Source organism: Actinomycetospora sp., assembly GCF_036497585.1.
GTDB lineage: Bacteria > Actinomycetota > Actinomycetes > Mycobacteriales > Pseudonocardiaceae > Actinomycetospora.
Genome location: NZ_DASXJD010000061.1, coordinates 1 through 13,032 on the forward strand (window position 1 = coordinate 1; position 13,032 = coordinate 13,032).

At 72.5% G+C, this 13,032-nt stretch carries 13 protein-coding genes; 6 read left to right on the plus strand and 7 right to left on the minus strand.

Going from position 1 to position 13,032, the window contains the following annotated elements; all coding sequences use genetic code 11:
* The first annotated feature begins 60 nt into the window (after window positions 1-60).
* Window positions 61-168, plus strand: coding sequence for an SHOCT domain-containing protein (locus tag VGH76_RS05755; RefSeq protein WP_331555673.1), 108 nt, complete (start codon window positions 61-63; stop codon window positions 166-168).
* A gap of 19 nt (window positions 169-187) precedes the next feature.
* Entirely contained in the window at window positions 188-1,189 is a 1,002-nt protein-coding gene (gene glsA, locus VGH76_RS05760) for a glutaminase A (protein ID WP_331555660.1), read from the plus strand.
* Window positions 1,190-1,215: 26 nt separating this feature from the next.
* On the opposite strand, the gene VGH76_RS05765 is transcribed toward glsA, so the two are convergent.
* Window positions 1,216-1,857, minus strand: a complete 642-nt coding sequence (locus VGH76_RS05765; protein WP_331555661.1) for a DedA family protein — start codon at window positions 1,855-1,857, stop codon at window positions 1,216-1,218.
* A gap of 328 nt (window positions 1,858-2,185) precedes the next feature.
* On the opposite strand from VGH76_RS05765, the gene VGH76_RS05770 reads away from it, so the two are divergent.
* The 4 genes from VGH76_RS05770 (at window position 2,186) to VGH76_RS05785 (ending at window position 5,314) form a co-directional block, all read left to right on the plus strand.
* On the plus strand, window positions 2,186-2,599 hold the full coding sequence (locus tag VGH76_RS05770; protein WP_331555662.1) for a BlaI/MecI/CopY family transcriptional regulator: 414 nt from the start codon (window positions 2,186-2,188) through the stop codon (window positions 2,597-2,599).
* A gap of 9 nt (window positions 2,600-2,608) precedes the next feature.
* Window positions 2,609-3,064, plus strand: a complete 456-nt coding sequence (locus VGH76_RS05775) for a hypothetical protein (protein WP_331555663.1) — start codon at window positions 2,609-2,611, stop codon at window positions 3,062-3,064.
* A gap of 12 nt (window positions 3,065-3,076) precedes the next feature.
* Window positions 3,077-4,294, plus strand: coding sequence for an MFS transporter (locus tag VGH76_RS05780; RefSeq protein WP_331555664.1), 1,218 nt, complete (start codon window positions 3,077-3,079; stop codon window positions 4,292-4,294).
* A 168-nt stretch (window positions 4,295-4,462) separates the two neighbouring features.
* Window positions 4,463-5,314 carry a hypothetical protein gene (locus VGH76_RS05785; protein ID WP_331555666.1) on the plus strand — a complete coding sequence of 284 codons (852 nt, stop codon included), beginning with the start codon at window positions 4,463-4,465 and terminating at the stop codon, window positions 5,312-5,314.
* 28 nt (window positions 5,315-5,342) lie between these two features.
* Here the strand turns inward: VGH76_RS05785 and VGH76_RS05790 are convergent, their stop codons facing one another.
* From VGH76_RS05790 to VGH76_RS05815, 6 genes are all read right to left on the minus strand, one after another.
* Window positions 5,343-6,512, minus strand: a complete 1,170-nt coding sequence (locus VGH76_RS05790) for an acyltransferase (protein WP_331555667.1) — start codon at window positions 6,510-6,512, stop codon at window positions 5,343-5,345.
* On the minus strand, window positions 6,509-7,768 hold the full coding sequence (locus VGH76_RS05795; RefSeq protein ID WP_331555668.1) for an alpha/beta hydrolase: 1,260 nt from the start codon (window positions 7,766-7,768) through the stop codon (window positions 6,509-6,511). Before VGH76_RS05795 ends, VGH76_RS05790 begins: the two co-directional genes overlap by 4 nt.
* Window positions 7,762-10,347: an AMP-binding protein gene (locus VGH76_RS05800; protein WP_331555669.1), complete on the minus strand. Its 2,586-nt coding sequence runs from the start codon at window positions 10,345-10,347 to the stop codon at window positions 7,762-7,764. Before VGH76_RS05800 ends, VGH76_RS05795 begins: the two co-directional genes overlap by 7 nt.
* Complete coding sequence (locus VGH76_RS05805) at window positions 10,344-11,123, minus strand: hypothetical protein (protein ID WP_331555670.1); 780 nt, start codon at window positions 11,121-11,123, stop codon at window positions 10,344-10,346. Before VGH76_RS05805 ends, VGH76_RS05800 begins: the two co-directional genes overlap by 4 nt.
* Window positions 11,124-11,577: 454 nt before the next feature.
* Window positions 11,578-12,402 (minus strand): class I SAM-dependent methyltransferase, encoded by an 825-nt coding sequence (locus VGH76_RS05810; RefSeq protein WP_331555671.1) that lies wholly within the window; start codon window positions 12,400-12,402, stop codon window positions 11,578-11,580.
* Between the two features lie 60 nt (window positions 12,403-12,462).
* Window positions 12,463-12,846, minus strand: a complete 384-nt coding sequence (locus VGH76_RS05815) for a DoxX family protein (RefSeq protein ID WP_331555672.1) — start codon at window positions 12,844-12,846, stop codon at window positions 12,463-12,465.
* Window positions 12,847-13,032 lie beyond the last annotated feature (186 nt).

Sequence of the window (13,032 nt, forward strand, 5' to 3'; positions counted from 1 at the left end):
AGCTACGAGCAGGACGTCCGCTCCATCGCATCCAACGGACAGGCCGGCCCGACCGACCAGATCTCCACGGCCAAGCGCCTGCTCGACGAGGGAGCGATCACCCCGCAGGAGTACGACGCGCTCAAGAACAAGGCCCTCGGCGCCACGGCGACCCAGCCCGCCCGCTGACGAAGGGCGGGCAACGGTCGTGGCCGGCACCCCGGAACCAGACGGACACGGGCCCTCGCCGTCGCCGGCACAGCGGGCGGCCGCGATACGTGCCCGGATCCACGAGTTGCATCGCCGCCACGCCGACGAACCGGTCGAGGTCGTGTCCTACTACCCCTCCGAGACCGTGGCTCGGCGTCACGCGTTCGGCTTGTCGGGGGTGCACGTCTCGGGCGTGCGCGTGTCGGTCGGCGACAGCGGCGTGCGCTTCCCCCTGCAATCGATCTCGAAGGTGTTCACCTACGCGCTCGCCCTCGAGGACAACGGACGGGCGGCCACGCTGACCCGGGTCGGCGTGGAGCCCTCCGGAGACCCCTACAACTCGATCACGTTCGACGAGGCGAATCAGCGCCCGCACAACCCGATGATCAACTCGGGGGCTCTCGTCGCCGCCGCCCTCGTGCACGGGCGGACCCGCACCGAACGCGTGGCGCGCCTGGTCGAGCGTCTGCGGGTGTTCGCCGGCAACCCCACCATCGACGTGGACGAGGCGATCCTCGACGAGCAGCTGCGCGCCACCGACCGCAACCTCGGCCTCGCCTACATCATGCGGGCATTGGGAATGCTCGACGGCGACATCGAGGACACGGTCGCGGTCTACCTGTCGGTCTGCTCGGTCACGGTGACCACCGACGAGCTCGCGGTGATCGGCGCGACCCTGGCCAACGGCGGCGTCAACCCGCTGACCGGCGAGCGGGCAATGCCCGCGGCACACGTGCGCGACGTCATCAGCATCATGCTCACCTGCGGCATGTACGACGCGGCCGGACAGTGGTTCCACGACGTCGGGATCCCCGCGAAGAGCGGTGTCAGCGGCGGCATCATGGCCGCGCTCCCCGAACGCCTCGGGATCGCGGTGTACTCGCCGGGTCTCGATGCGCACGGCAACTCGGTGCGCGGGGTGAACATCTGTCGGGACCTCTCCGACCACTTCGGGCTGCACGTGTTCGCCGCGGAACGGCCCGACGACGCCTTCGCGTGACCTGGTGCCTCCCGGCCCTCCGGCACTTACGGAGACGACTCGCTTCCCCCATCCGTGGACCGGCCGGCGTGTCGCTGTGCTCGAGTGCGATGCACTCGGCGGGCGATCAGGACGAGGATCAGGACTGCCAGGGCGGCGAGCAGGTAGAGCTCGTAGCGGCGCAGGGCGGTGTAGATCGCTTCGATGTGCGTGCCGGCGAGGTCGCCGAGGGTGGTCCAGAGGCCGACCCAGAGAAGCGCGCCGAGGGCGTTGAAGGCCAGGAACCGAGTCCATGGCATGCCGGAGAGGCCGGCGATGATCCCGTTGGCCTGGCGGAGCCCTTCGACGAATCGTGCGATCACGATGACCTTGCCGCCGTGGCGGCTGAAGAACCCTTCGGCTGCCTGGACGCGAGGCGGCGTGAGGCCCACGTAGCGGCCGTAGCGGCCGAGGAGGCGTCGTCCGCCGTAGCGGCCGATGGCGTAGCCGACGTTGTCGCCGGCGATCGCGGCGAGCACGCCGACGACCACGACCACGACCAGGTTGAGCTGGCCCGCGCCCGCGTAGACCGCGGCGGCGATCAGCACCGTCTCACCGGGCGCGGGAACCCCGAAGTCCTCGAGGAAGAGCAGGACGCCCACAGCGAGGTAGCCGTAGTGGCCGAGCACCGGGGCGAGCGCGGCGAACACCCCGGGCAGGGGGGGCGGTGACGTCACTTCGATGCACCCGTGAGCACGTGGACCGACCCGCCTTCGACGCTTCTTCTACATCCGTGTAGAACATATCTCGGCCTCTACGAACGTGTAGAAGCCAGTGTGCCCGACGAGGAGGAAGGCCACACGTGAGCATCGAGAGCCCCCCGCACACCGCCGCGGTGCCGGCGAGCGCCCGGTCCTCCCGGAGCCCTGCTCGGGCGCTCCGGCGGGCCGGCCGAGGCACCACGATGTTCTACAGCACTGTAGAGTTCCGCCGGGGTCGGTCGTGGACCAGCGAAGGCGCAGAAGGGAGCGGCCGGTCATGAGCAGGCCCGCCGAGGAACGCTCGAGGCCCGAGCGGGGAGACCGCCGCGCTCCCGGGGCCCTGGAGAACCAGGTGTGGTCCCTGCTGCTGGCGACGGGCCGGCCACTGACCTCCGGTGAGGTTCGCGACCAGCTCAACGACCAGAGCCCCGAGCAGCCCCCGCTGTCCTACAGCACCGTGGTGACCATCCTCGGACGCCTGTACGCCAAAGGCCTGCTGACCCGCTCCCTCGACGGGCGCGCCCACCGCTACGCCCCCGCCAGCACCCCCGAGGGCATCGCCGCCTCGCGGATGCACCAAGCCCTGGCCCGCGAAGGTGACCACGCGGCGGTGCTCGCCAGCTTCGTCTCCGACCTGTCCGACTCCGACGAAGCCCTGCTGCGCCGCCTGCTCGGCGACGAGAACGGCTGACGGCCGGTCATGCGTATCGCGGTCTTCCTGCCCCCGCTGCTGCCGCTGCTGGCCATCCGGGGAGCGATGCCGCTGGCCCACCGGTTACCGCCACGGCTGGCGGCCTGGCTGCTCACCGGCGCCGCGGTGGTGCTCGCGGTGTGCAGTACGGCCGCGCTGGCCCTCCTCGCCGCCACCGCGGCGCTTCGCATGCCGCTGCTCGCGGACCTCGAGCGGTACTCGCTGACCGTGGTCTCCCACGACGACCGCGCGTCGATCCGGGTTGCTCTCGTTGCCGGGGCCCTGCTGGCCGCCGCCGCGGTCGGCCTGGGAAGGGTCGCGACCCAACGCGCCCGCGCCGCGCTCGCCACCCACCGCCACAGCCGAGCCCTCCCCGGACGCGACCAGCGCCGCGCTCTCCACCCTGGAGGCCCAGCAGGACTTCGAGGCCTGCTCGAGCTCGCCCGCCACGCCGTCACCGGCTGACCCACACCTGCGATGACCGAGCGCGCCGCACCGGCGACCCGCGAGCACGCGAACCGGGTCCTGTGGCCGCTGTTCGCGGCCGGGTTCGTCACCGCCTTCGGCTCCCACGGCGTGGCCGCCAACCTCGGCGCCGGCCCCGGCGACCTCGGCGACCACCTCTTCACCCTCGGGATACTGCTCGCGCTCTACGACGGCGCCGAGATCGTGCTCAAACCGGTCTTCGGAGCGCTCGCCGACCGCATCGGGCTGCGCCCGGTACTGCTCGGCGGGCTCGCCGCATTCACGCTCGCCTCGGGCGCGTTCGTCGTGGTCGCCGACCCGGCCCTGCTCGGAGTGGCGCGCTTCGCCCAGGGCGCCTCCGCGGCAGCGTTCTCCCCCGCAGCCGGCGCACTGATCGCCCGGGTCGGCCCGCCGCGACGCAGCGGCCGCGCCTTCGGCAGCTACGGCGCCTGGAAGAGCCTCGGCTACACCGCCGGCCCGCTGCTCGGCGGCGCGTTGGTCGCCTTCGGCGGCTACCCCTGGCTGTTCAGCGTCCTCGCCGCCCTCGCCGTGCTCGTCCTGGCCTGGGCCGCCCTCGCCGTGCCCGCCCCCGACCCGCTGCCGCGCAGCCGCCAGACCCTCGCCGACCTCGCGCGCCGCCTCACCGACCGCGGCTTCCTGCCCCCGACGATCGCCCTGGCCTCCAGCGCCGCCGCGCTGTCCTGCGCCGTCGGCTTCCTGCCGGTCGTCGGCCTGCACGCCGGGCTCAGCCCCGTCGTCACCGGCGCCGTCGTCTCGGTGCTCGCACTCACTGCCGCCGCGAGCCAACCGCTGGTCGGGCGACTACGTGACGGTGGCCGACTCCGTGACCGCACCGCCCTGACGACGGGCACCCTCGTCACCGCCGCCGGACTCGTCCTGCCGGCACCTCTACCCGGTCTCGCCGGGCTGCTCGGCGCCGCCCTGCTCGTCGGGATCGGGACCGGTCTCATCACCCCCGTCGGTTTCGCCGTGCTCGCCGCCAACAGCCCGCCCGAACGCCTCGGGCAGACCATGGGCAGTGCCGAGCTCGGCCGTGAAGCCGGCGAGGCGGGCGGACCGCTGCTCGCCGGCGCCGTCGCCGCTCTCGCCGGACTCGCGGCCGCCTTCCTCGCGCTCGGCGCACTCCTTGCCGCGACCGCCGCCGGGGCCGCCGCGACCCCCGTCTCGCGGGAGACGGAGGTGCCCCGGGAGGGCCCCGACGAGCAGTGACGGCTGACCGCCGCTGCCCGCTCGGCAACCGCCGGGTGCCACCTGCCCCAGAACGGCGTCGTAAGATCCTCCGTACATCACGGTCACATCTCGTCTGGATCACACTTCCCGCGACCGTGACACCGAGAGTCGGGGGACGACGTGGAACGAGGCGAGGCGGCTGTCCGCGTGCTGCGCAAACTGCCGCAGGTGACCGCGCTGTTCTGGGCGCTGAAGATCCTGGCGGTGACGCTGGGAGAGACACTGGGCGACGAATTCGGGATCACTCTCGGCGCGGGGTACCTCGCGACGGCGTTGGTGCTGCTCGTGGTGTTCGGCACCCTGGTCACGGCCCAGTTGCGCGCGAACCGGTTCGTGCCGTGGCTGTTCTGGGCGGTGGTGCTCGCCACCAGCGCGGTGGGCACCGAAATCTCCGACGGGATGGACCGCGGCTACCTGGGCCACTCGAGCTCGTCGGCGGGCGGGATCGGCTACGGCTGGGGAGCACTGCTCCTCACGACCCTGCTGGCCGTCGTCTTCGTGGCGTGGTGGCGCACCGGGCAGACCTACGACGTGGAGAACATCGCCACTCGGAAGGGGGAAAGCCTCTACTGGATCGCCATCCTGGTCTCCAACACCCTCGGCACCGCCAGCGGCGACTGGCTCGCCGACGACACCGGGCTCGGCTTCCTCGCCGCGGCCGCCATCGTCGGGGCGATCCTGCTGGTCCTTCTCGCGGCGCACCACACCACCGCACTTCCGGCCGCGCTGCTGTTCTGGCCCGCCTTCGTGCTCACCCGGCCGCTCGGTGCAGCCGCCGGGGACTTCCTGACCAAGCCGGTGGACGAGGGCGGTCTCGGGTGGGGCACGCTGGGCGCCAGCCTGACCCTGCTCCTCCTCCTCGCGAGCGGGATCGCCTGGCAGACCGCCAGGCTGCGCCACCGGCCGCTCCCGACGCTGCCGCAGCCCCACCACCGCGTCACCGGCGAGCCGCAGACCCCGAACGGGGCGCTCGTCGAGTCGGGCGCCGGTCAGGACTAGCGGCCAGGTCCAGCGGGTCGGGAGCCGGTCAGTGTCCGCCCCGTGCGCCCACCAGCTCGGCGCGGGCGCCCTCCGGTGGGCCGGCAGGCAACGGGGGTCGGCCGTCCGCGACCAGGGCAGGTCGCGGACGGTCCCCGTGCGTGTCGAAGGCGCGCATGAGGGCCCGGTGCGCGGGCCGTTCGACCCAGCGGGTCATGGCCGCGCCGAGCAGCACGGCCTGGAGCAGCATGGCCATGGTCTGCGTCCCGGGCCCGGCGCCGAACCACTCCTGGAGGCGCAGCATGAGGACGTAGCCCAACGTCTGGTGCACCAGGTACACCCCGAACGAGATCCCGGCGAGGCGTCGCGCGAGCTGCGCGACCGGTCGGGGCGGCTCGAGCCCGAGCTCCGGCAACCGGACGGCGAGCAGCAGGGCGGCGATCCCGAGGCCGACCCCGATCACCGACCAGGGGTCGGTGACCAGCCCCGCGGTGGGCGACCACCAGCCGTTCTGGACCACGTGGGCGGCCACGCAGCTCGCGAGCAGGGCCAGCCCGTGCCCACGGCGCAGCCGTCCGATGGTGAACATGAACGCGGCGACCCCGGCGACGAACAGGTGCCAGCGGTAGAGCCCGAACCCGTCGACGACGGAGTCGTAGACCCCACCCGCGCTCTGGGCCAGCGGCCACTGCGCCAGGGGAACCAGCACCGCGCTCCACAGCAGGACCCGCAGGCCCCGTCCGTGACCGAGGCGGGTGCGACGGAGCCACGGCGCGAGCGTGAAGGCCGCCAGCTGCAGCGGCAGCGTCCAGTACGAGCCGTCGACGTAGTCCCAGTGGTGGTAGCCGTTCCAGTTCCAGAGCATGGCCAGGTTGGCGACCAGGTCGCCCACGCTCGCCCGGTACATCCCCGGCGGGGCCAGCCAGTCCAGTGCGAGGGTCGCGGCGAGCGTGCCGACCACGAACCCGGGCAACAGCCGAGCGATCCGCGAGAACCACCACCGCACGGTCGCCCGGGCGGGGTCGGCGAGCGAGCTCGCGGCGAGGTGCGCGGAGAGCACCAGCAGCAGGCTCGCCCCGATCTGGTGGCCGAACACGAACTGCCGGGCGACGAACTGCGGGTAGGCCAGCGGCCCGATGAAGGTCGAGTGGTAGAGCACGACCATGACCAGGCACGCGACCCGCAGCAGGTCCATCCAGGCGTTGCGTCGCCCGGTCACGGTGCGCCGACCCGGGTCGCGGCCCAGTGCTGCAGGACCGAGGACGCGGCCTGGGCGCCGAGCGAGCCGTCGACGACGTCGAATGCGTGGTCGGCGAAGGGGATCGTGACGAGGGTGGCGTCGACGCCCGTCGCGTGGGCAGCGGCGACGAAGCGCTGCAGCCCCGGCAACGGCACGAGGCTGTCGCGACCGGCGGCGACCACGAGGGTCGGTGGGGCCTGGGAAGTCAGCGCGGCGGTGCCGGAGATGGAACGGTAGTGATCGGGGACCTCGGTGGGGCTGCCGCCGGCGTACGTGGTGGCGAGCCAGCGGGCGTCGAACTGCGGCACCGGAGAGCGGGCGCCGAAGGTCCAGCCGTCGACGAGGTCGACCGCGGGGTACTCCACGGCCACCGCGCGCGGGGTCGGTACGGGCCCGCCGCACGACGAGGCCTGGGTGTCCGAGGCGGCGTGGTAGGCCACCGACACGGCGAGCTGACCGCCGGCGGAGTCGCCGCCGAGCACGATGCGCGTCGGGTCGCCACCGAGTGAGGGGGCGTCGGTCGCGACGCGGCTCAGCGCGCATGCCACCTCCGGGCCGGCGCGGTCCCAGGTGGGCCGGCCGGGGGCGTCGAGGCCGTACTCGACGCTGACGACCAGCCAGCCCCGGTCGGCCCACCGCGTCAGTGCCGCGGCCGGGCCCAGGTCGGACCCGCCCACCCAGCCGCCGCCGTGCACCCAGACCAGCACCGGTGCGTCGTGGGCGATCGCGGGGGCGCCGGTGGTCGGGCGCCAGATCGACAGGTGCAGCGGCGCGCCGTCGGTGGTCGTCGTGAACACCGGCCGCTGCTCGGGTGGGCGCGGCACGCGGTGCGGGAGCCCGATGGCGCGCAGCGGGTCGATCGCGCCGCCGGCCCGGACCGTGGTGATGGCGACGTCCCCGACCGGAACCGCGATCGCGGCGAGCGCGACGACGTTGAGCACCGCCGCCGCGCCCGCGGCGAGCACCCACCCGGCCCGGCGCCGCATCGTCCAGCTCAGCCACACGGCCAGCACGACCCCACCGAGGGCGACGATGCCGAGCACCGGACCCCACACCGGGACGAGCAGCGGCGAAGGCGGCAGCCACCCGGTCAGCGTGTGGCCGGGTCGCCAGGCGTCGTCGGCGACGACGAGCACCACGAGGGCCACCCCGACCAGGACGCTCAGCGCGAGACCGTCCCCGACGGGGCCGCCGGGCCCGGCCGTGGAGGTCTTCGCGGCCCGCGCGCTCAGCACGGCGAGGCGGTCGGCGGAGCCGCGACCAGACCGCGCCGTGACAGGTGGCGGACCGCCTGGCGGACCGCGGCGTTGCCGAGCTTCCAGACGACGATCCCCAGCGCGAGCCCGAGGACGACCAGGACCGCGGGGGGCACCCCGACCGAGAGCAGCGGGAGCAGGGCGAAATGGGTGAGGTAGATGCCCAGCGACGCCCCGGCGATCGCGGTGATCGGGGCGACGAGCGCGCGCGGGACGCGGATGCGGTCGACGAACAGCAGCACGAGCAGACCGACGAGCACGATCGCCGCCCGCTCGTACTCGCTGCCGAAGAAGATGGGCACCAGCACCAGCGCCGAGGCGACGGTGACCAGACGCTGCGGGAGCGTCGTCGCGCGGTGGAGCATCCAGCCCAGCGCGAACAGCCACATCACCAGGTGGGTGCTGTAGAGATCGGAGACCACGGTGTGGTCGTAGCTGGGGACCGTCCGCAGCGTCAGCGAGGCAGCCAGCACGATCGCCGGCAGCCCGAAGCGGTGGCGGCGCTCGTACCGGCGGACGGCGGGCACGGCGAACAGGACCGCCATCACGACGAGGATCTGCACCAACGAGTCGACGAACCAGTAGCCCTGCACCAGTGGGTGGAACACCGAGCCCAGGAGCAGTGCGTCGGCATAGTGCACCGACCCGGTCATGGTGGCGCGTAGCAGGATCCACAACGAGCTGGGCACCGCGATCAGGGCGGCCGAGCGCAGGATGCGCCCGGGCAGGCCGGTCGCGGGCCCGTCGGTGCGGGTGAGCAGGAACCGCGAGAAGGTCCAGCCCGCCATCGCGAGCAACAGGTGAGCGCCGCCGAGCCAGTCCCAGAGATGGTCGTGCTCGCCGACGACGAGCACGATCGCCAGGGCCCGCAGCACGACGACGGCCTCCAGGCGCGCCCACCGCGTCGGGGTCGCCGTCGCGCGGCCGGCGCGGGCGGTGAGCTCGCCGAGCGGGACGGTGTCCCACCGCTCGGGGAGCTCCCCGAGGGCACGCTCGAGGTCGGCGGCGACCTGGACATAGGTCAGGGAGTCCCCGCCGAGGTCGACGAACGACGCCTCGTCGTCGAGGACCTGCGCGGGGAAGGTCCGGGTGAAGATCTCCCGGACCGTGGGCGGGGCCGTCCGCCGCGCGGCCCACTCCCGCAGCCGCGCCACCCGGGTGCCGCGCGGAGCCCCGGCAGCGGTCGGGGCCAGGGCGGCGACGGCGGGGTGGTCGAGCTTGCCGTTGGCTCGGCGTGGCAGGGCGTCGACGACGACCACCGCCACGACCGACGCGGGCAGGTGCAGCCGCGCGATCACGGCCGCCCGTGCCCGCGCGGCCGGGTCGGACTCGTCGTCGGGACCTTCGACGGCGATGACGAGGCCGGTGTCGTCGCCGGTCGCCGCCGCGGTGAGCCCCGCGCCGGCGAGCAGCGCTTCGGTGGCGTCGAGGTCGACGCGCACGCCGAAGGGCTTGACGAACCGCGAGCGGCGACCGGTGACCTCGAACAGCCCGTCAGGGCGGCGCCGGCCGAGGTCCCCGGTCCGCAGCTCGTCCACGGTGCGCCCGAGCGCGAGGTCGGCGCGGGTGTGGGCGTAGCCGAGCATGACGTTGGGCCCCGAGTAGACGAGCTCTCCGACGCCCTGGGCGTCCGGGTCCTCCACCCGGAGCCGGCCGCCGGGGATCGGCACCCCGATCGCCTCCGGGAAGTTCTCGGCCTGCTCCGGCGGGAGGTAGGCCATGCGCGCCGTCGCCTCGGTCTGGCCGTACATCACGACGAACCGCCAGCCCCGCTCGGCGCCGAGCGCCGCCCAGCGGCGGACCTGCGCCGGGGCGAGGCGCCCGCCGGCCTGGGTGACGTAGCGCAGCGACGGCAGGTCCAACGCGGCGCCGACCCGGTCGAGCAGCGCGAACGTGTGCGGCACCCCGTGCAGGCTCGTCGCCCCGTGCTCGCGGACCTCGTCCCAGAAGCCCGGATCGGTGACCGAGGCGTCGGTGAGCAGCACCGCGGCACCGCAGAGCAGGTTCGAGTGCACGATCGACAGGCCGTAGCAGTAGTGCAGCGGCAGCGTGGTGACCGCGCAGTCGGTGGGCTCGATGTCGAGGTAGTCCGCGATGGCCGCCGCGTTGGCCTCCAGCGACGTCCGCGTCAGCCGGACCAACCGCGGGGAGCCGGTCGAGCCCGACGTCGCCATGAGGAGCGCGAGGTCGGGGTGCAGCTCGTGGTGGGACCCGTCGCGGGCCTCGACCGTGGCCCCGTCGGCACCGAGGACGACGTCGGGATCCCAGCTCCGACGCAGGGACGTGATGGCGTCGGGGTCGGCGGCCGGAGCCAGCAGCACCACGTGGCCGGCGACCAGCGCACCCAGGTAGGCGACCAGCCCGCCGACCGTCGCCGACGCCGGCACCAGCACCAGCCGACGGGCCCCCGCCAGCGCGGCCGCGGCGTCGTCGACGCGGTCGGCCAGCTCGGCGTAGCTCAGCTTCTCGGACCCGCTGATCAGGGCGGTCCGTGCACCGTGGCGGCGCAGCCCCGTCACGAACACCGGGGCGTGCCGCGTCGGGAGCGCAGTCGTCATCGGGTGCTTGCCTCGCGGTCGACGACCGAGGTGTCGGCTTCGACCGGCGTCGGCTTGTCCACCCTCGAGATCGCGAAGTAGGCGACCACCCCGACGATGATCACGGTCATGACGATCGCCACTCGATCCATGCCCAGGGCCAGCCCACCGCGGCCGGCCGGACCACCGAACCAGTCCGCGAACGAGGCGCCGAGCGGGCGGGTGAGGACGTAGGACAGCCAGAAGCAGAGGATCGCGTTCCCGCCCAGCCAGCGGTAGGCGATGGCGGGCAGGAAGAACAGGACCCCGAACAGGATCCCCGAGGGCAGGTAGCCCAGGTGCAGCGTCGAGGCGGTCCAGTCACCGGCTGCCGTCCCGAGCGCGAACGTCAGCAACACCGCGGCCCAGTAGAAGACCTCCCGGCGTCGGGTGGTGATCGAGTGGATCGACAGCGTCCCCTCGACGCGGTACCAGAGCGCGAACACCAGCCCGACCAGGACCAGCAGCACCGCGGTCGACACCGTGTAGGGCACCCCGAAGTCGTTGTGCACCAGATCGGCGACCGTCGTGCCGAACACGCTGACCATCACGATCGCGAACCAGTACGCCCAGGCGTTGTAGGAACGCCGGACGAACTGGATCACCATCGAGGCGACGAACAGCACGCCGGTGATCGTCACCGCGATCGTCTGGTCGAACGCGATGTCCAGGGCGTCCCAGGTGGTCTCGCCCATGCCGGTCGTGAGCAGCTTGGCCACCCAGAACACCAGGGTGATCTCGGGAACCTTGCTCAACATCGTCGACACCCGCGCTGGGGTGGGCGTGCCGGTCGAGGGCATCGAGAGCCTTCCTCTGGGTGGGAGTGACCACAGTCGGTCGACCGGGCCGAGAACCACCGTGATCGACACGGGTGAAGAGCCGTCGTGGCCCGGGTCGGAGGACGGTAAGAACATGGAGACCCGCGATCCCGCAAGTGAGAACGATTCAGACTCGGCGTGGCGCACGTTGGCGAGCAACCGAGCGCGTCGGGGCCTTGCCAGGTCGGGCCTCACGGCACGATCGGCCGTGAGCTGCGTCGGGACGACCGGATGTGAACCTGCGACCCCTTGCCCCCCAGCGTGTCGGACGGCGTGTCCCACAGCTTCTACCAGGGCCTCTGGCCTCGCCCGCGTGTCCTCATGTGTCCTCGAGGGCCGCTGGCAGGGTGTGACCGCGATGGCGCGTGCGGCAACTCGGGTAGCCGGAGCACCGTCACATCGGGAACCGGTAACGCAGGACGGTCGTGCCTCGGCGCGACAGCGCAGTGCTGTGCGCTGCCAGCCGCGTGAGCATTCGCAGCGCACGCGGATATTGGGCCACCTCGGGCTCACGGGTCAGAAGGATCTCCTGCTCCAGGTGTAGCCGGGGCTCCCATCGCTCCGGGTCGCGCGGGTCGTCGAAGCCCGGGTTTGCGACGACGTCGGCGATGGACTCCGTGCCGCCGTACCGCTTGAGCACCCAGACATGGAATCGGGTGTAGCCGTTGAAGGCGATCTCGCCGTACGGGAAGTGGTCGACGAGCCGGTGCAGCAGCGACATGAACGCATCCTGGGCCAGGAATGCGAGGAGCCCGTCTGCGACGATTACTGCAGGTCGGTCGCGCGGGAGGGCCTCCAGCCACGCCGATTCGGTCACGTCGGCCGCGACGTCGTGGACCTTGGTGGCTGGTAGCACTTCAGCGCGCCGCGCGATGACCTCGGGCAGGTCGACGTCGTACCAGTCAACGCCGGCCGGCGGCTCGACCCTGGCGATCCGGGAATCGAGCCCTGCCCCCAGGTCCAGCACGACCGCGTCGCGGTGGCGGGCGATGAACCCGCGTACCACGCCGTCGAGCTTCTTGGCCCGCAGGGCGATGTCGTTCACCGAGCTCGCCGGCATCGGGAATCGCCCGCAGTCGTAACCGGCCCGCGTCGCTACCTCCGCCGCAGTCGGGTCCCCCAAGAACGGTCGCGGTGCGCGGCTGTCGAGGGCCCGACCACACAGCGTGAGAGACAGGCTGTTCCCCACCGGGGACAGCGCGGGCGTAGTCATCGCCATCGCCTCCTTGTGAGTCGGATGTCGGTCCGGTTGATCGTGCTGCGGTGCCGTGGTCGTTCGTCATGCGACGAAGTGCACCGGCCCGAATCGGCCCCACGCGATGAAGGCGGCGACCGCGAGATAAGCAACGTTCAGCATCACCAGCTTGTATTGACCGAGCCGACCGTGAGTGATCATTGCCCCGATCATGAGCAACATCCAGCAGACCGCAGTCACCGGCACCATGACCGGTATGGTGCCGCCGACGGCGGGCAGGATCAGGCCAGCCGCGGCCAGGAGTTCAAGGCCCCCGAGGGTCTTCACCGCACCGACGCTGACGTCCTCGGTCCACTCCCCGCCATGGGCTAGTGACAGCTTCTTCTTGGGCACGAGGGCCTTGCTGATCCCTCCGGTAAGGGCGACTGCGGCGAGCAGCCCGGCAGCAATCCACAGCGCGAGGTTCATAGCTCCTCCTGAGGTTCTTCGATTTCCGAACACCGACGGGATCGGACGTCTTGACAGCCAGTGCTGCAGGCACTCCCACGACGCACGTGATCCGCTCCGTCGGAGCTGATGCGGGAGATGCGACATGCGCCACCCAGCCTGGGCGGAAAATTCCTGGTCGATCCAGGCATGCGGCTGCCACTCAGC